Source organism: Oceanicaulis sp. (genome assembly GCF_051859625.1).
Classification (GTDB): Bacteria; Pseudomonadota; Alphaproteobacteria; order Caulobacterales; family Maricaulaceae; genus Oceanicaulis.
In genome coordinates this window covers 518,237-536,326 of the sequence record NZ_JBHYFH010000001.1, presented here as the reverse complement: position 1 = coordinate 536,326, position 18,090 = coordinate 518,237, and the positions used below count along the sequence as shown (strand labels likewise).

General features: G+C 59.0%; 12 protein-coding genes. 8 read left to right on the top strand and 4 right to left on the bottom strand.

What is annotated here, in order from left to right:
• Positions 1–14: 14 nt before the first annotated feature.
• Positions 15–1,127, bottom strand: a complete 1,113-nt coding sequence (locus ACTIGF_RS02525; protein ID WP_439635373.1) for an aldose epimerase family protein — start codon at positions 1,125–1,127, stop codon at positions 15–17.
• A 259-nt stretch (positions 1,128–1,386) separates the two neighbouring features.
• Here ACTIGF_RS02525 and ACTIGF_RS02520 point away from each other — a divergent pair, with 259 nt between their 5' ends.
• The 6 genes from ACTIGF_RS02520 to ACTIGF_RS02495 all read left to right on the top strand — a co-directional run bounded on the left by ACTIGF_RS02520 (position 1,387) and on the right by ACTIGF_RS02495 (position 8,618).
• On the top strand, positions 1,387–2,475 hold the full coding sequence (locus ACTIGF_RS02520) for an ABC transporter ATP-binding protein (protein WP_439635372.1): 1,089 nt from the start codon (positions 1,387–1,389) through the stop codon (positions 2,473–2,475).
• Positions 2,472–3,383 (top strand): carbohydrate ABC transporter permease, encoded by a 912-nt coding sequence (locus ACTIGF_RS02515; RefSeq protein ID WP_439635371.1) that lies wholly within the window; start codon positions 2,472–2,474, stop codon positions 3,381–3,383. The genes ACTIGF_RS02520 and ACTIGF_RS02515 overlap by 4 nt, the downstream gene beginning before the upstream one ends.
• Positions 3,383–4,222 (top strand): carbohydrate ABC transporter permease, encoded by an 840-nt coding sequence (locus ACTIGF_RS02510; protein ID WP_439635370.1) that lies wholly within the window; start codon positions 3,383–3,385, stop codon positions 4,220–4,222. The genes ACTIGF_RS02515 and ACTIGF_RS02510 overlap by 1 nt, the downstream gene beginning before the upstream one ends.
• On the top strand, positions 4,219–5,529 hold the full coding sequence (locus ACTIGF_RS02505) for an ABC transporter substrate-binding protein (RefSeq protein WP_439635369.1): 1,311 nt from the start codon (positions 4,219–4,221) through the stop codon (positions 5,527–5,529). Before ACTIGF_RS02510 ends, ACTIGF_RS02505 begins: the two co-directional genes overlap by 4 nt.
• A 23-nt stretch (positions 5,530–5,552) precedes the next feature.
• A complete protein-coding gene (gene arfA / locus ACTIGF_RS02500; protein WP_439635368.1) occupies positions 5,553–7,058 on the top strand; it encodes an arabinosylfuranosidase ArfA in 1,506 nt (501 codons plus the stop codon).
• A 351-nt stretch (positions 7,059–7,409) separates the two neighbouring features.
• Positions 7,410–8,618 (top strand): GTP-binding protein, encoded by a 1,209-nt coding sequence (locus ACTIGF_RS02495; protein ID WP_439635367.1) that lies wholly within the window; start codon positions 7,410–7,412, stop codon positions 8,616–8,618.
• Between the two features lie 733 nt (positions 8,619–9,351).
• On the opposite strand, the gene ACTIGF_RS02490 is transcribed toward ACTIGF_RS02495, so the two are convergent.
• The 3 genes from ACTIGF_RS02490 to ACTIGF_RS02480 form a co-directional block, all read right to left on the bottom strand.
• The gene (locus ACTIGF_RS02490; RefSeq protein ID WP_439635366.1) at positions 9,352–10,503 is read right to left on the bottom strand and encodes an ROK family transcriptional regulator; all 1,152 of its coding nucleotides are present in this window, start codon (positions 10,501–10,503) and stop codon (positions 9,352–9,354) included.
• On the bottom strand, positions 10,496–11,467 hold the full coding sequence (locus tag ACTIGF_RS02485; RefSeq protein ID WP_439635365.1) for a glycerophosphodiester phosphodiesterase family protein: 972 nt from the start codon (positions 11,465–11,467) through the stop codon (positions 10,496–10,498). Before ACTIGF_RS02485 ends, ACTIGF_RS02490 begins: the two co-directional genes overlap by 8 nt.
• 83 nt (positions 11,468–11,550) lie before the next feature.
• Positions 11,551–14,193 (bottom strand): TonB-dependent receptor, encoded by a 2,643-nt coding sequence (locus ACTIGF_RS02480; protein ID WP_439635364.1) that lies wholly within the window; start codon positions 14,191–14,193, stop codon positions 11,551–11,553.
• Positions 14,194–14,356: 163 nt separating this feature from the next.
• Here ACTIGF_RS02480 and ACTIGF_RS02475 point away from each other — a divergent pair, with 163 nt between their 5' ends.
• Both ACTIGF_RS02475 and ACTIGF_RS02470 read left to right on the top strand, forming a co-directional pair.
• Positions 14,357–15,679: an MFS transporter gene (locus tag ACTIGF_RS02475; RefSeq protein ID WP_439635363.1), complete on the top strand. Its 1,323-nt coding sequence runs from the start codon at positions 14,357–14,359 to the stop codon at positions 15,677–15,679.
• A gap of 957 nt (positions 15,680–16,636) precedes the next feature.
• Positions 16,637–18,082 carry a glycerophosphodiester phosphodiesterase gene (locus tag ACTIGF_RS02470; protein WP_439635362.1) on the top strand — a complete coding sequence of 482 codons (1,446 nt, stop codon included), beginning with the start codon at positions 16,637–16,639 and terminating at the stop codon, positions 18,080–18,082.
• The last annotated feature ends 8 nt before the right edge of the window (positions 18,083–18,090 follow it).

The following is an 18,090-nucleotide window of genomic DNA, read 5'->3' as shown; positions in this document are numbered from 1 at the left end:
GTCCTGTGCAAGTGTCAGTCGGTTGCGGCGTCAGTGACGCTGAACCGCAGGACGATTTCATTGCGATAGGTCTCACCCGGATTGAGGCGGGGAGACGGAAAGCGCGCTTCATTGGGCGCGTTGGGGAAGGTTTGCGGCTCCAGGCACAAGGCATCGCCTTGGCGGTGCGCGACGCTGTCTTTGCCAGTCAGCGTGCCGTCCAGGAAATTGCCGGAGTAGAACTGGATGCCGGGCGCCGTGGTGTGCATCTCCAAGCGGCGACCACTGGCCGGATCTTCCAGCACGGCCGCCAGTTCGAGCGCGCCAGGCGCATCCCGCAGGACCCAGTTGTGATCATAACCGCGTCCGAGGCGGAGCTGTTCATTTGTGTAATCACGCACTGATTCCCCGATGCGACGGGGCTGGGTGAAGTCGAAGGGCGTGCCGACGACAGGGCGCAATTCACCTGTGGGAATGAGCCCGGAATCTACGGGAGTGAAGCGGTCGGCATTCAAGACGAGGGTCTGGTCCAGGATGCTTTCACCGCTGTTGACGCCCGCCAGATTGAAATAGGCGTGATTGGTCAGGTTCACGATGGTGGGGGCGCTGGTCTCGGCTTCATAGACGATGCTCAGCTCGCCTGAATCCGTTAGCTCATAGGTGACACGGGCCTGGAGTTCTCCGGGATAACCGCCATCGCCATCCGGGCTGACCAGGGACAGGACAACGCCCGAACGTTCGCCGTCATAGACCTCTTCAATGGTCCATAGACGCTGGTCAAAACCGTCAGCGCCGCCGTGGAGGTGGTTGTCACCGTCATTGACGTCGAGCTGATAGGTCTGCCCGTCCAGTTCGAAGCGGCCCTGTGCAATGCGGTTGGCGTAGCGACCCACGCTGGAGCCGAAATACTGGCCTTTATCAAGATATTCCTGCGGCGTGTCATAACCGAGCACGATATCGGCGCTTTCGCCTGCAGCGTCGGGTGTGTGAAGGGACTGGATTGCTGCGCCGAGGGTTATGAGGCGCACTGAAATGCCCGCATCGCTGGTCAGTCGTACGGATTCGACCGTGCGTCCGTCATCCAGGACGCCGAAAATGCTGCGTTCAGGAGGCGCGGCGAGCGCCCCTGTCGAAGTGGTCAGCGTCATTGCCGCTCCTGCTAACATCGCGGTGCACAGGTTTGATCTCATCATCCTCCCCTTTCCGTATATTTCCTTATTTATGTGACTTATAATCTTAAGCGCTTTGGTCTGACAAGTGAACCTGATCAACGGTCCGCTCCCGCACAGGGCTTTCAGATATTAGCAATTCGTATGCAGCTAGTCGGCGATGCATGATTGACAGTCGGAATTAGATACCGTTGTCTATCATCCTATAAAACATATAAATGTTGAGGGGAGGGACGCGGTGTCACGCGTCGCGCTGAAGAACGTCGCCAAATCGTTCGGGCCCACATGTCCGGTCGATGAGCTTACACTGGATATCAGGAGCGGTGAGTTCCTGGTGCTCCTCGGGCCGTCCGGCTGCGGCAAGTCCACATTATTGCGTCTGATCGCTGGTCTGGAAACGCTAGATGAAGGCGAAATCCATATCGGCGACCGTCGCGTGGATCATCTTGCGCCCGGACAACGGGGCGTGGCCATGGTTTTCCAGAACTATGCGCTCTACCCGCACATGACGGTTTATGAAAATCTGGCGTTCGGCCTGCGTAATGCGCAGGTGCCTGAACCGGAAGTTCGCGACCGGGCGACCGAAGCGAGCCGACTCCTGGAAATCGAGGAGCTGCTGGACAGACGACCCGATCAACTCTCGGGCGGCCAGCGACAGCGCGTTGCGATTGCGCGCGCCATTGTCAAAAAGCCAGAACTGTTCCTCTTTGATGAGCCGCTCTCCAATCTCGACGCGGCCCTGCGCACCCGGACCCGGGTGGAGCTGGCCCAGCTGCATCAGCGTCTGGGCGCGACCATGATCTTTGTTACCCACGACCAGGTGGAGGCCATGACGATGGCTGATCGGATCGTGGTTTTGAACGAAGGCCGGATCGAGCAGATCGGCGCGCCGATGGATGTCTATCACCGCCCTGAGACTCGCTTTGTTGCCGAGTTTGTCGGCTCTCCGAGCATGAACATACTGCGTTGTCGGATCGTCGAGGGTGCGGGCGGCTATGCCCGCGCGCAAATCGAGGACGGGCCGGAGCTGGATACGCGGGTGCCGATGACGGCGTTGAAGGATGGTCCTTATGAGCTGGGTCTAAGACCGGAGTTTCTGCGGCTGACAGACAGTGGAGAGGACTTCGTCGGTACGGCGCGCATGGTCGAAAGACTGGGAGAGCGCACCCTGCTGCATGTCGATCTGGCCAATGGCGTGCGGGTGATAGGCGAGGATTTGGGGGTGTCTCATGTTCACCCCGGAGACTCCGTGAAGCTCAAGGCGCAGGCGGACATGGCGCACCTGTTTGATGCTTCCGGGGGCGCGCATCACGCGGAGCGTTCATGACTGACGCCGTGTCTTCTGCCCTGGCGTCACGGCGCCCCAAACCAGTCCGCGACAAGGGCTGGCGCAATGCATTGTTTGTATTGCCTTACATGGTCGTGTTCGTCTTCATGATCGTGTTGCCGCTGGGATTGGGCTTCAGCCTGTCGCTGACCCGAGCGGACCTGTTCGGGGTCGAGCGCTTTGTCGGTTTGGACCATTATGCAGCGCTTCTGGCAGACCCGTTTTTCCGGCGCGCTGTGTTCAACACCTTCTACTTCGTAGCGTTGACCGTGCCTGCTTTGGCGATCATCGGCCTGTTGCTGGCTATGGCGCTGAACCGGCAAACCCGATGGGCTACGATCTGCCGGGGCGTGTTCTTTTCATCCACTGTGCTGTCCGTGACCGTCGTGACGCTCGTCTGGCGCCTGGTGTTCATCCCTGATGGCGGGCTTCTGGCCTTGATCAACGAGATCTTCGGCGCCGCGCCTGTGAACTGGCTCAACTCGCCCTATCTGGCGATGCCGGCGATCGCCATCACCACGATCTGGTGGTGCATAGGGCTGCCGATGGCGCTCTATCTCGCGGCTTTGCAACAAGTGCCGAGAGAATTGTACGAGGCCGCAGCCCTTGATGGGGCAGGACGCTGGCGCACCTTTCGCAACATTACGCTGCCAGCCGTGCAACGCACTACGATCGTGGTGGTGATCATTGAGGTGATCTTGCAGTTCCAGCTGTTCGGTCAGGCTCAGTTGATGACCCAGGGCGGACCGAATAACGCCACCCGACCCCTTGTGCTGTTCATCTATGAATCAGGATGGCGGCAATGGCAGCTGGGCTATGCCTCAGCGGCTGCGCAAATCCTGTTTGCTCTGATCGTCTTGGTGGCGATGGCGCAATACGGACTCACCAATCGCAAGGGTGATGCGTAATGGCTTGGGCGGGGAAGAAGCAGGCGTCGACCAATCGCATTACCGCGATGATAGTCGTGGCGGCCGCCATTCTGATGATAGTTCCGCTGGCTTGGGTCCTCTTGTTATCGCTCAAGGACAACAGTGAGCTGATGACCAGTACCGCGACCGCTTTCAACGGGCGGTACACGTTGGACAATTATCTCAATATCCTTGCCGATGGTCAGGTCCTGCGCTGGGTGCTGAATAGTCTTATTGTGTCCGTTTTCGTCACTACGGGAGTGCTCGCGCTCTCCTCGCTGGCGGGTTACGGTTTCGCGCGACTGGAGTTTCCTGGCAAGAACATCCTCTTTGTGATTGTCCTTCTGGGACTGGCCGTGCCGGAGCAGGCGGTGATCATCGCCCGGCACCAGATATTCTCCTGGCTGTCGATCCACAACACCTACCCGGCCTTGATCATTCCCGGGCTCGCGGCGCCGTTCGGGGTGTTCTTAATGACCCAGTATTTCCGGGCGATCCCGAAAGCGATTGATGAAGCGGCCCTCCTGGATGGCGCCTCCCGTTTCACGGTTTTCCGCAAGGTCTTGCTGCCGCTTACGATTCCAGCGCAAGCCACGCTTGGGATTTTCACTTTCCTGACGGCCTGGAACGATTACTGGTGGCCGTTGGTCTCCGCGACCAAGGGCTCCATGTTCACGCTGACCGTCGGCATCGCGTCGCAGCAGCAGAACTTCGCCCAGACCGAAGGGCTCGGTTTCCTGATGGCCCAGGCGGTATTCGCGGCCCTGCCGGTCCTGCTGGTATACATCTACTTCCAGAAATACATCATTCAGGCGGTCGCCGGGGCGGCGGTGAAATGAAGCGGTTCCTGATCCTCGCCAGCCTGTCACTCATGCTGCTGCAAGGCTGCGAACGCGATGAGCGTACGACGCTCACGATCCAGCGCATCTTTGGCGCGTGCGAGGCTGAATACGGCGATGTGACCGATATTGCTTCCGCAGAGGGTGAATGCGGGATCATGACCGCCATCATCAACAAGTTCGAGGCGGAGAATCCTGATATCCGGGTTGAAGAGAACATCGTCTTCTGGCCGGGCTATGATCAGCTGACGGCGCAGCTCGCCGCCAATGACATCCCTGATCTGGTCACCATGCATGGCTCGGTTCTGCCAGATTATCAGAGCCGTGGTCTGCTTGAGCCGATGGGGCCTCTTCTGGAGCAGGCCGGTATTGATCCAGCACGCTTCACCGAGGCGGCGGACCTGGCGTCGACCATTGAGGGCGCGCGCTGGTCCTTGCCCATCGATACCTGGGCGCCGCTCTGGCACATCAACATGAACCTGTTCCGCGAAGCCGGGCTTGTGGACGAGACGGGGCAGCCTATCCTGCCGTCCAGCCCGGAAGAGCTCTATGCTCAGGCGGAGCAGTTCCGCGAGCGGACAGGCCGCCCGTATTTCGTGCTCAGCACAGCGAATGAATACGCAAGTTTCGCCCGCAACTTCTACACGCTGGCCCTACAGCAGGACGCTGAGCTTTTTCCCGAACCGCGAGCCGCCGATTTTCAATCGGATGAGGTGGCTGCCGCGCTGGAGGTGTTCCGCACCGTTTTCGAGCGCGATTTCACTACGAAAAATCAGGATTATTCCGCGGCCGTGAGCGGTTTTCTCCGCGGCGACGGCGGCGTTTTCATTGTGGGCACCTGGATGGTCGGCGCGTTTGAGGACGCCTCAAAAGAGGCTGGCGGCCCTCTGTCGAACGGATATGCCGTGCGCACCTATCCGCGCCTGTTTGACCAGCAGCGCGTCTTTGCTGACGGACATGGCTGGGCCATGCCGGTTGATCCGCGGCGCAGTGAAGCGGAGGCGGAGGCTGTCGCCCGGTTCCTGGCCTTCTTCGCTGAACATAATCTTGACTGGTCCCGGACCGGACATTTGCCGGTTTTTACAGATGTTCTTGAAAGTGAAGACTGGCTTGCGTTGCCCCACCGTCAGGACCTGAGCGGGCTTGCTGAACAGGCCACGCCGTTACCGCGCTATGTCCGGCGCCAGTTCCCGCTTGAAACGATTGTCGGACAGGAAGTTTCAGCAGCGGTTACCGGTCTCAAGCCGGTGAGCCAGGCCCAGGCTGATCTGGATCGCCGCGCGGAAGCGCTGCTTGAAAGCTACTGATTTATCCCAAGGGAGAAACGTCCATGCATGATGCGCGCCTGGTGGTGAACCGCAATTTCACGATCGCCCCGCTTAACCGCCGGATCTTCGGCACGTTTGTCGAACACATGGGCCGCTGCGTGTATGGCGGCATCTATGAACCGGGCCACCCCACCGCCGATGAGAACGGCTTTCGGCAGGATGTGCTGGAGCTGACCAAGGAGCTCGGCCCGACGATCATCCGTTATCCCGGCGGCAATTTCCTGTCCGGCTATAACTGGGAAGACGGGGTGGGGCCCAAGGAGGAGCGTCCGGTCAAGCGTGACCTCGCCTGGGGGCAGACCGAAACGAACCAGTTCGGCACAAATGAGTTCATGACCTGGATCGCCAAGGCGGATGTAGAGCCCATGTTCGCGGTCAATCTCGGCACGCGCGGACCGGATGAGGCGCGCAATCTCATCGAATACTGCAACCATCCCTCGGGCACTTACTGGTCGGATCTGCGCCGCTCGCATGGCGTGGAAGAGCCTTATGACATCAAGTTCTGGTGCTTGGGCAACGAGATGGATGGCCCCTGGCAAATCTGCAAGAAAACTGCTTACGAATATGGCCGGGCTGCGCTTGAAACCGCCAAGGTCCTGCGCTGGGCCGATGATGATCTGGAACTGGCGGCCTGTGGTTCGTCCTTCCGCGACATGCCGACCTATGGCGCTTGGGAATATGATGTGCTCGACCAGTGCTTCGAGGAGGTCGACTACATCTCCTTGCACCAGTACTTCCGCAATGATGACAACGACATCGCCAAATTCCTGACCAGCATTGATGATCTGGACAGCTTCATCAACGAAGTCGCCGCCATTGCTGACGCCGTAGCGGCCAAACGGCGGTCCAAGAAGCGGATCATGCTGTCGCTGGATGAATGGAATGTCTGGTACAAAGCCCATGGCGAAGGCCATTTGCGCAAGCCGGGCTGGCCGGAAGCTCCCAAGATCCTTGAGGAAGTCTATAATTTCGAGGATGCGCTGGTGGTTGGCGGCGTCCTGATCACCCTGATGAACAATGCGGATCGAGTGACCGCGGCTTGCCTGGCCCAGCTCGTCAATGTGATCGGTCCAATCATGACGGAAACCGGCGGTCCGGCCTGGCGTCAGACAATTTTCCATCCGTTTGCGCTGGCGTCACGACTGGCCCATGGCGAGGTGCTCCGTCCGGTCGTGGAGACGGGCGGTTTCAAGGCCGGCGATCATGACAATGCGCCTCTACTGGTCAGCACTGTGATCCGAGACCCTGAGTCAGGCCGGGTCGTTGTGTTCGCGCTGAACCGCGCTCAGGACAAACCCATGCATCTGAAGGTGGAGCTTGAAGGATTGTCGCTCGGCAAGGTCAAAGAAGCGCACGAGCTTCATCATGCGGACCTCAAGGCCATCAACGACAAGAACAATCCCGATGAGGTGGCGCCGGTTTCTCATGGCGAGCATGACTTCACGGACGAAATGCTGTCCGCCACGCTCAAACCCTTGTCTTGGAACGTGTTTGTTCTGGAGGCCTGATCCAGAAGCCCAGCGCTGGACACAAAAAGCCCGCCAGTCTCTGGCGGGCTTTTTCGATAGTCCGGAAATGTATGATGCACAGTCGCGCCTAAAGAGTGTGTCCGTTGCCTGCATCAGGGTTCACCATCAGCCGCATCCCAACCGCTTTTGTTACGGTCAGCCCTCCGGCTCGCCTTCGGGCACATAGATCATGCGGCCGTCATTGAGCTGGTAAGCGACGCCAGCAGGCGCTCAAACCAGGCCTGGGCGGGTCAGGCTTTGGGAGGGGCTTCAATCGAGATGGAACCAGCCTTTGACAAAGGCCGACGGGGATCGATATGAAACGTGATAACGTAACGTATGGAGCGCGTCATGACCGTTCACCCGTCGGACACCCGACTTCCCGTCACCGTCCTGTCCGGATTTCTGGGCGCGGGCAAGACGACGCTGCTCAATCACATCCTGACCAATCAGCAGGGTCTGAAGGTCGCCGTCATCGTCAATGATATGAGCGAGGTGAATATCGACGGCGATCTGGTGGCGCGCACGGGCGAGGTCACCCGTACGGATGAAACCTTGGTTGAAATGACCAATGGCTGCATCTGCTGCACGTTGCGCGAAGACCTTCTGACCGAAGTTCGCAAGCTGTCCGAAAGCGGCCGGTTCGATGCGCTGGTGATTGAGTCCACCGGGGTTTCCGAGCCCTTGCCCGTGGCGGCGACCTTTGATTTCAGGGACGAGGCCGGTCAGTCATTGGGCGATGTATCAAAGATCGACGCCATGATCACCGTCGTGGATGCCGTGAACCTTCTGAAGGATTACGCCTCGACTGATTTTCTCTCTGACCGCGGGGAAACCGCCGGTGAGGGGGATCAGCGCGCTGTGATCGATCTTCTTGTCGATCAGATCGAGTTTGCGGACATCGTGATCATCAACAAGGTCGAGCAAGTCACCCCTCAGCACCTTGAGACCGTCCGGAAGGTCATTGCAGGACTTAACCCCGAGGCAGAGGTCATCGAGACCAGCTTTTCGAAGACCGATCTCGACAAGGTTCTGAATACGGGCCGGTTTGACTTTGAGAAGGCGCACAATCATCCGCTTTGGGCCAAGGAGCTCTATGAATTCGACCAGCATGTGCCCGAGACCGAGGAATATGGCGTCGAGCATTTCGTCTACCGGGCGCGCGCGCCCTTTGATCCGGCGAAGCTGCATGCCTTCTTCGGTCGTGAATGGCCCAACGTCATCCGCGCCAAGGGCCATTTCTGGATCGCCACACGCCCGGACTGGGTGGCGGAGCTGAGCCAGGCCGGCGCCTTGGTGCGTCATCAAGGTCTTGGGCGTTGGTGGGCGGCGGTCCCGCGAGAGCATTGGCCAAGCGGACGTGATTTCGATCAGATGGTCGACACGCACTGGGATGAGGTCTGGGGGGACCGCCGTCAGGAGCTTGTCTTCATTGGCATCGGCATGGACGAGGCCCTAATCCGGCGAGAACTGGACGAATGCCTGGTGGAAGGGGATTCAGACTACGCGCCAGAGCTATGGGCCGGGCGGCTGGATCCATTCCCCGAGTGGGCGCGGTAAAGGAAGAGGCTGATTGGTCAGCCTTCTGTGCCGCATCCCTTCTGACACTTGGGTTGAGTTGGAGCGGCTCTATCCCTATTGGCTCTGAACTCGCGTTACCTAGCGCCAAGCAAGCGATCAATATGGCGCGGATCGGCAAGACAAGCCAGACCACACTGTCACTTTGCTAGGCCCCTTATCGCGATGGAGGCCAGTGATCGGGCGCGGTGATGGCGTTGATGTCGGCAATCTCACGGGCAGCTTCGGAGTTGAGCGCCGCCATGCTGGTCAGGTCCGTGCCGCGGAAAGCAATGATCTGCGTGCGGACGCCAGCGTCGGCCTCGCCGCGCTGACGCCGTGGGGAGTCTGGGTGCGGGTTGAGGCGGGTTTCGACGGATTGGGCGTGGGCGATTTTGTAGCCCGGACAGGGCGCCTTGAAATCCGCTTACCCTTCGGCGCCAGGGGACGCGCCGGAGGCAGCGCGACCCGGTCTTCGTCAGACGCGTCGGGTCTGACGGAGTGCTCTGCCGCTCTCAATCTGAGGCCTGAGCTCAGCCGGGCTGGGAACTGTTGACGGGCTAGGGGCGCCGGCGTCTGCCTAATGAGCGCCATAGGCTGTGAGAGCCTGTGTGGAAATAGCGCATCCGATTATGCTTGAGCCGGTTGTGTGATGTCAAATAAGTCAATGAAAATTAGTGGCTTACTTGACATCCTTCTGGCTCGTCAGTGTTTGCTTGAGGGCACAGTTCCTGCCTCAACGCCGGTCATCGGTTGTCAGAAGGCGGGACTTCACCGCCAGGCTTGCCGCGCCGATCACGCCCGCGCGGGAGCCATGCTGGGACGCGGTCAGGATGGGCGCGGGGAGTTCTTGGGTGCGCGCAAATCCCTCCCCGCCGCCAAAGGCGCGGCTGAGATCCACCTGGTCACAGACCGCTTTTGAAAGGCTCCCCGGCAAGCGTCCGCCAATAACGACGACGGAGGGGTCAAACAGGCGGGTGGCGACATAGATGGCGGTTTCCAGCTGGGCTCCCGCCCGGTCGATCCAGCTCAGTAGCGTGGGGTCGTTGGCCTGATACAGGGCTTCAAGATCGGGAAAGTCGATCCGTGCGTCATGTCCCGCCGCTTTCAGGCGCTCAAACAGGTCCATGCCGGAAGGCCGGGGCTGGTCATCGGGATAGAGCACGCCGACGAGCGCTGCATTGCCATGCGCGCCGCGAAAGGCTTCCCCCTTGTGCATCAGTCCCCCGCCGACGCCATGACCGATATGGATCAGCATGAGTGATTGCACTGACCTTCCATAGCCTAGCAGCTGCTCACCGATGGCGGCCGTCAGGGCGTCATTCTCGAAAAAGCATTCGAGCTCGATATCGCCCGCTAGCGCCTCGCGGATGTCCACATCCGTGAAGCGAGGAAAGTAAGGGTGGGCTTTCAGCCGGACGCCATCGGGCAGGAAGTCGCCGGGCAGGGTGAAGCCAACGCCCAGACAGCGCTCAATGGGGGCGCCCGCTTCTTTCAAGAGCCCCGGGATCAGGGCTTTGACACGGGCGGAAATCTCAGCCGGGTCGGGATCGGACCGGGACAGCCTGACGGTCTGGTGGGCGAGCATCTCTCCCTTGAGGTCCACCGCGCCTGCCTCGACAAAGGAGTGAGAGAAATTCACCCCGATCGAAAAGGCGCCACGACGATTGATGGACAAGGGGCGCGCGGGTTGTCCCCGCGCGCCGCTGCGCTCCACCGTTTCCGTGACGAGATTTCTCGCCGCCAGCTCACGCGCCAGCCCGGTCACCGCCGCAGGCGTCATCTGCACCCGGTCTGCTATGTCCCGGCGGGCGATCGGGCCGAAATGCCAGATCTGCTCCAGAACCCGTTTCTGGGACGGGGTCAGATCAAACGGCGTTTCACTCATCGCTGTGTCCGGGCATGCAGGTCTTGGGGCCGAACCGCGCATCAAGATAGCTCTGAAGACGCAAGGGGCGTCCGGTCATGATCACGTCAGCGCCCAGATCGATCAGGCGGCCCCAGCCTTCGGCGGGGTCAACCATGGAGACCGTATCCGAATATCCGCCGCTCCAGCGTGGTTGCACGGCGACCATCATGATCCGTTTGCCGGCGAGACGCTCGTCCGTGCGGCCTTCAATCCAGTTCTGCGGATCATCAATCACCACTTCAAAACCCACAGGTTGGTAGGCGTCAAACTCGTCCAGGCGCTGGCTGAACGGTCGATCAGAATACCAGATGATTGGCATGTGCATCTGCACATCGGTCAGGTCGAGGCGGGAGATCATCGGCTCAGAGCCTGACCGGCGGTCCCGGCCGACAATATTGTCGGGAATCTTGAAGAACACGGTGTTCAGCGCCCCGGCCTCACGCACGGCGGCGACGGCGGCGTTGAACACATCGGTGAAGCCGTGCAGGGAGTCCGTCTTGATCTCCAGATTGATCAGGAGGTCGTCGCCCGCCGCAGCGAGGACTTCCGCCAGTGTGGAGACCGGCAGGCCGGTCAGCGCGGCGCCCGGCTCGCCGCTGCCTTCGCGCAGGCGGTGGCTGCGGATCTCTTCAAGCGAGTGTTCGAACGTATAGCCATAGCCATCGGTCATCCGCCCCAGCGTGGAGTCGTGAAAGACGATCAGCTGGTCATCTGCGGTCAGCCGCACATCAATCTCGATGGCTTCAACGCCAATCCGGATGCAATCGCGGACGGCCATGGCCGTGTTTTCCGGCGCTTCATCATGGCAGGCGCGGTGAGCGACGATCATCGGACGCTCAAGCTCCGGCGCGCGGAACGCCTCAGACAGCGAGGACGGGCACGATTGAGCCACAGCGCCGGGAGTGATGGCGGCCATCGCGCACAGAACAGGGATCCATTTCATGACAAACTCCTTATCGGGAAATCGGATGGGAAAGAAGGTCCGGCCGGATACTCAGGGGGAGTTCCGGCCGGTGGGGGCAGGTCCTAGTATTTGTAGATCAGGCCCACCCAGGCGGAGCGGCCGTAATCGCGAGTCCAGGCCGTGCGTCCATAAGAGAGTTGGCGATCCTGGGCGCCATCGCCGACATTGCGGGCTTCAGCAAACAGCTTGAGTCCGTTGTCGAAATTGTACCGCGCCCGCAGATCGATCCAGGTTTGTGCGCCAATGTGCTCGTCAAAGGTCGGCGAAGATGAGCTGACCGAGATCAGATAATCGTCGCGGTATTTCCAGGCGGCCCGGAATTCGAAATCGCCCGGCGCCCAGAACAGCGCCAGATTGGCGATGTTGGAGGGTTGATAGAGCAGGCCGGACAGTTCGCGCTCGACGCCATCGCTCATCTCTATGGCGAAGCTGCTGTCAATGCGGGCGTAGTTGGCGGTGAAGCCGACATCGGCAAGATAGGGGCTGATCCAGTCCAGGGAATTGACCGTGGCCCCGATCTCGACGCCAGACAATTCGGCGCTATTGGCGTTGTCAGGCTGGCGGCGCGTTTCAAGGTATTCGGCGTCACCCACCATGACCGTGTTGCGGGTGCTGCGGGTGAAGATCTCATTGTCGATCAGCTTGGAGAAGGCGCCGACGGAGATCACGCCGTCCACGCTCGGCATGTAATACTCCACTGACAGATCGAAATTGTCAGACAGGCGCGGTCTCAGGTCCGGATTGCCCGAACTGATCGAGATGGTCTGCATGGTGTCGTCGATGCTTTGCGAGCCCAGAACCGAAAGATCGTCATACTCGCCCCGGCCCAGGGTGCGGCTATAGGCGGCGCGCAGACGCAGAGTGTCCGTCACGTCATAGACAGCGCTGGCGGAGGGCAGGAATTGCTCATAGCCACCGGTTTCTCGAACGAATTGCAAGGAGCGATAGCCTGAGGAGTCCACCTGGGTGTCTTCATACCGAACGCCAGCACGCAGGACGTAAGACTCACCAGCATAGCGCGCCTGCATATAGAGGGCGGTGATGTCTTCCTGCACGGTGAACTCGCTGGACAGGCCTTCATTATCCTGGTCCTTGCGGTCGTCCCATTCCATCTGGGTTTCTTCAAAGAAGCCCAGATAGGCGTCATGGTCGATGAAGCGCTGGGGGACGTTCGTAAAGAGGTTTGGATCGAACTCCTGCGTATAGTCCAGCAGCGCCTGATCCATGGAGAAGGCCTTGGTGCGGGCGGTGTCCGGCCGGTAGTCATGGTCAAAGAGTTGGTCCTGGAAACGCTCGTCCGTGCGATAACTCAGACCGACCTGAACACCCCAGCCCAGATCGTCGCTCTCGGCGTTCAGGCCGTAATCAAGCTTGAACTGGAAAGCGTCCTGCTCGTTGATGTCCAGACGCGGACGATAGAAGACCGCCGTGTAGCGCGACCCGTCCAGATAGTTTTCCGGGTTGGTCAGCGTTAGTCGCGGATACTGGCCGGAAATGTCATAGGAGAAGCCGAACGCGGTTTCGTTCGCCGTATTGGTGTCAAACCTGATCTGGTAGAAAGGGTTTTCACGTTCGCCATGCGCCTGGGTCAGCAGGCCGGAGAGCGTGTGGTTCTCATTCGGCGTCCATTCAAACTGACCGGTCAGGCTGGAGAGGGTGTTGGTGTCGCCTTGCAGGAAATACTGGCTGCGGACACGGCCTTCCGCGACCACGCCGCTCGACGCCGTCAGCTCGCCCGGCAGATTGTTGCGCCGGTTGCGATAGAGCATGTTGTCCCAACGCTGCTCGGTATCTGTTTCTTCAAACCAGTAGCCTGAAACCGTCGCATAGAAGGTGCCCGGACGCTGGTACTCGAACTTGCCGAACACGCCCTGGCGTTCGATCTCGTTTGTGTACTGGTAGGTCTGCGCGCCATGAGGCACCTGAATGGTGCCAGGCTCAGCGTCCTCGATCCGAGCGCTGGACACCCGCGAGCCATTACTATTGAAGAAGTCGTACTCACTCCAGGACACGCCCGGCAGCCAGGTGTCGTTCGTAGCGTTCAGATAGCTGCCTGAGAGCACCAGACCGAACTGGTCCTGATCGCCAAATGTGCTGGTGAAGGCGAAATCACCGCGTGTGCCCAGATCATGCTCGCCCGGCGCATCGGTATGGTCCGAACCTCCAAGGGCGCCGCGGACCGCGAAATAGACGCCGTCCGTGTTGAAGGCGCTGCGGGTGCGGACGGCGATATTGCCGCCCAGCGCATTGCCGTCCATGTCCGCCGAGAAGCTCTTCTGAACACCGGTGACGTCGATCACATAAGATGGAATGACCGACAGCTGGGTTGCGCGGCCATTATTCCGGGTCGAAGGCACGATCGCGCCGTCAATCGACAGGAAGTTGAAGTCCGACCGCAGGCCGCGCACCACCACAAACTCGGTATCCCCGTTGCGGTCTTCGGTGGACACGCCCGCAATCCGGGTCAGCGCTTCGGCGACGGAAAAGTCAGGCAAGGCGCCAACATCGTCAGCGGTGATGAAGTCGGCGATCACATCGGCATCGCGCTTCTGTTCGACCGCGCGCTGGTTCTGCAGGCGTGCGCCGGTCACGACGATGACATCCTCAACAGGCGTTTCGCTGGTTTGCGCGATCGCAGGCATCGAATAGGCGAGGATTGAGGCGCCCGTCAGAAGGGCGCAGGTGAAGGCTTTTGAAGTGGTCATGGTCCATCCCCCAGAAGGTCTAGCGTCGCGGGTCCTGATCGACGCAGGCGGGGAGATATCAGCGGCTTGCGACAGTTTTGTTTAAATCAATCAATTTAATTTAATATATCATCGAACCGTCATATCAGGCGCTTACATACGCTTCGTAGCGTGGGGGGCGAGCATGCAGGCGTCAGCTTGGCGGAACGAGGCGAAGGCCTTTGGGTACGCCACAGGCAATTTCGGAAAGAACCTGCTCTGGGGCTCGGCGGATATCATTCTCTTGTTCGCCATGACCGACTTGGCGGGCGTGGCCCCCGCCACAGCCGGTCTGATCCTGCTGGTGTCTCTTGTCTTTGATGCGGCCGTTGATCCGATGGTTGGCGCCTTGGCGGACCGCCTCCGTTCGCGGTTAGGCAAATATGGCGTTTTCATCCTGCCAGGCAGCGTGCTGGCGGCGTCCTGCTATGTCTGGATGATCCAGTCCGCCAGCGCGCCCGGCGCGCCAGTGATGGCGATTGCAATGGCGGTCTTTGCCTTCCGCATGACCTATTCACTGATCGACCTGCCGCACAACGCCCTGATGTCTGTGGCCTTTCAGCGAAGCCGTCAGCGGGCGCGCCTTGCGGGCTACCGGTTCCTGTTCAGCTCGATCGCCTCCTTGCTCTTCGCTGTCTGGCTCGGGCCGGTGCTGGGGCAGGGCGGAGCGGACGCGGCGGGGGCGTTGCGCCATTTCGCCTGGCTGGCCGCGGCTCTGTCGACGCTGACGATGGTCTTCGCCTGGTCCATGGTGCGTCGAGAGGACCGCGAGGCGGTGCGTCTCAAATCTCATCAGGCTCAGGCCGGGCGCATTCGCGACCTGTTCGCGAACGGGCAGTTCCAGCTCATCTTGATCTTGAGCGTGCTGGGTGGTCTGGGGCCGCCCCTGTTCGCCAAGACGCTCGCCTATGTCACGGTCTATGTGATCGAAGCGCCAGCGCTGAGCGCGACGGCGCTGGCCGCGATTACCCTGGGTCAGCTTCTGGGCTTGCCGCTCTGGATCGCCGCCGGTCACAGGTTTGAAAAATCCAGACTGCTTCAGACGGCCTATCTGATCTCAGGGGGCGCCTTCCTGCTCGCGACAGGGTTCGCACGGGTCTGGCCGACGAGCTATATCGTGTTCGCCGCTATGGGCGGCGCGGGCCTGTCCGGCGTCTATTCCATCATCTGGGGCATGATCCCGGACGTGTTTGACTGGGTCGAACACCACTGCGGCGCCCGCCATGAGGGCGTTGGCTATGGCGTGGTCATCTTCCTGATGAAGGCGAGCAACGCGCTGGCCACGGGCGCTCTGGGTCTAGCTTTGTCGCGTATGGCCTATACGCCGGGCGAGCCGCAGGGGCCTCATGTGCTCTGGGTCATAATCGCCTTCTCCGGCGGTCTTCCTTGTCTGGTGGCGCTGCTTGCGGTCTGGGTCTGCTCCCAATATCGCATCACGCATAGGCTTCAGAGCCGACTGAGGTTTTAAGTTTTGTCAGCGTTGGCCTTCATACAATGCCATGAAGGTATTCAGGCCTGTGATCCGTCACGGGGCTGACGCCTTGAAACACGCTGACTTGACCTCTGAGACCCATGCCGCGCTACGTTCAGACCCCGACGCTTTCCAATGATCTTCAGGCGAAGCCGCATCCTCTCAAGCGCCCGTTGCGCGCTTTGTCTATCGTGCTGCTGGCGTCCACCGCTTTGGTCGGGTTGGGATAGGCGGCGCAGGCGCAAGTGAACAGGTCGATCAACGGGACTGGCCTTGTCATTGACGGGGTCAGCGGGGGGACCGTTGGGGCCCACCATTTTTACGTTTTGTTCGCCATAGGCTTCACTGTCCGGAAGGTCGGGGACACGCGGCGGGTCCGCGGTATGCGAGCGCCGTTGATCAGATCGGACTTTCGGGCCGGGATGGCTTGGGTCCTGTCATGGCGGGCTTCACCAGACAGGATCAGGAGTGAACCGGGTTCCAGTCGCAGGCTGATGTGTGCATCTCTGCGGGCATTTTGCAGCACCATGTCCGCGCAGCCTCTGTCAGGCTGAGTGAGGCGATGGCGGGGCCGAAGCAGGGGCGCAATCGATATGGGCCGATATGCCTTGCCCTGGCTGATATTCCTTGATGATGACCTGATCGGGAATGGCCTCAAACTTCTTCAAGGCCGTCACAGAGCGGCAGGGTTTCGAAGCTGGCAAGCTAAACCGTCAACAAATCAATCTTCTACTTGTCTGAAACGTAGCGGAATATCGGTTCGAGCCATGTCAAGCGGTCAGCGGAATATCAATATTCTTATTAAATTGCATTCTGTAGCATTTTTAATATGAAGCGTTGATACGTTTCTTCGAGCCGGTAGGGCGCACAGAAACAGCGTGGTGTTCAGCCGCCCGGCTCGGGTCAGTCCAACTTCGGCGGCCTGAACAATGTTTATGGAAAAGGAGATCGGACATGATCATCAGATCCCTACTCAGGATCGGGATTCCCGTCCTGATGATGACGTCATCGCCGGCCATGGGGCTGGCTCAAGACACTCATATCAATCCCGTTCTGGACGCCATCATTACGGCGAATGAGAACGATCAAAGCTGCGCGAATCTGGCCTGTGTTCCAGTGTTCCATAAAGGCCAGAGGACAAACTACGCGAGAACAAATTTTGTCGCCCACCGGGGGTATTGGCACGCAGATATGGGCTCATACGGGAGTGTGACGCCGCTGCTTGAAAACAGCCCGCGCGCCATTTGGGAGGCCTATGACCGCGGCATCCCGGCGATTGAGGTGGATGTGAGGGTTTCACAGGATGATGTGGCGTTCGCCATGCATGATGTAACGCTCGGACGTTTAATGCGCGAGTATCCTCTAGATGACAGCAGGAATGTAAGAACCTTAACTGCTCTACAAATACGGAGTACTTATTCTCGTATTTGTACAGGATTTTGGATATTTAGGTCGTGTATGCCAGACTACAGTGCACACCATCTTGAGGTGGCACGTCGAGCTCATGATATGGTTGCCGCCCCTCGTGGAAGCGGGAGGAGTCTTACAGTGGTGGGTGCAATAGATCTCGAAAGTGTATTATCAACCATTCATGATGAAATATATGATCCAGGAGGCCGAGCAGTTAATGAAGATACAATACCAAATGTATCTGGGCATTATATGCCACTTATAATTCTTGATATTCAGGATATGCATACAGCTCAAGCAGCAGCGCGCTTGGTTGTTCAGCATAATCTTCAAGACTGGGTGGTTTTGAAAATATTTGCGGCCAGAGTAACGACTGTTAATCCATCGCAGTCCGTAACTAGTAGTCCCGCTGAATGGTTCTTTAGTCAAATGCCAGCGTACAGCGATACTTTAAATTATATTATACAAATAAATGATTCACAAATTAAAAATTGCTCATTATTTGAGTGTTATTTAAATATAGAAGGTTATGCTCGGGCGCATCGCCCTAGGGATTTTATAGCTGACTTTGATGACTATCTAGCGTCCCGCATGGGAAATTTGATAGGTATTGGCTTGAGCACGCCCAGTAACCCTCCTGAAGAGGCTACCGGGCATCTAGAATCTGAAGAAAAGCGGGACTATGTAGAGCAACTGTATTCAGATCTGAGCTTGGGGTATTTGAATGGAAACGGTACTGGCCGCAGGATGAGATTGGCGACTTTTGGAGTGTCCAGATCATTCGAGGTTGTATCGCAGACTGGTTGCGAACAAAGGCTGTTTCAACAAGGGTCTCATAATTGGGAGCCCTTCAATCCTGCGGATTCATCAATGAGAAATGAGTTCGCTTCCGAAACTGACTTTAACATTGCTGACATTACCCGAAATCAGACTGGGAACTATATTATCCCGCTGGGTAATGAGCATCAGTCTATGTATTGCGCTGAATAATAGGGGCA

What these genes read in the sequence shown, in the direction of transcription:
- ACTIGF_RS02525 (WP_439635373.1), bottom strand. Translation starts at nt 1,127, where the DNA reads ATGACGCTGACCACTTCGACAGGGGCGCTCGCCGCGCCTCCTGAACGC.
- ACTIGF_RS02515 (WP_439635371.1), top strand. Translation starts at nt 2,472, where the DNA reads ATGACTGACGCCGTGTCTTCTGCCCTGGCGTCACGGCGCCCCAAACCA.
- ACTIGF_RS02510 (WP_439635370.1), top strand. Translation starts at nt 3,383, where the DNA reads ATGGCTTGGGCGGGGAAGAAGCAGGCGTCGACCAATCGCATTACCGCG.
- ACTIGF_RS02505 (WP_439635369.1), top strand. Translation starts at nt 4,219, where the DNA reads ATGAAGCGGTTCCTGATCCTCGCCAGCCTGTCACTCATGCTGCTGCAA.
- arfA (WP_439635368.1), top strand. Translation starts at nt 5,553, where the DNA reads ATGCATGATGCGCGCCTGGTGGTGAACCGCAATTTCACGATCGCCCCG.
- ACTIGF_RS02495 (WP_439635367.1), top strand. Translation starts at nt 7,410, where the DNA reads ATGACCGTTCACCCGTCGGACACCCGACTTCCCGTCACCGTCCTGTCC.
- ACTIGF_RS02490 (WP_439635366.1), bottom strand. Translation starts at nt 10,503, where the DNA reads ATGAGTGAAACGCCGTTTGATCTGACCCCGTCCCAGAAACGGGTTCTG.
- ACTIGF_RS02485 (WP_439635365.1), bottom strand. Translation starts at nt 11,467, where the DNA reads ATGAAATGGATCCCTGTTCTGTGCGCGATGGCCGCCATCACTCCCGGC.
- ACTIGF_RS02480 (WP_439635364.1), bottom strand. Translation starts at nt 14,193, where the DNA reads ATGACCACTTCAAAAGCCTTCACCTGCGCCCTTCTGACGGGCGCCTCA.
- ACTIGF_RS02475 (WP_439635363.1), top strand. Translation starts at nt 14,357, where the DNA reads ATGCAGGCGTCAGCTTGGCGGAACGAGGCGAAGGCCTTTGGGTACGCC.
- ACTIGF_RS02470 (WP_439635362.1), top strand. Translation starts at nt 16,637, where the DNA reads ATGATCATCAGATCCCTACTCAGGATCGGGATTCCCGTCCTGATGATG.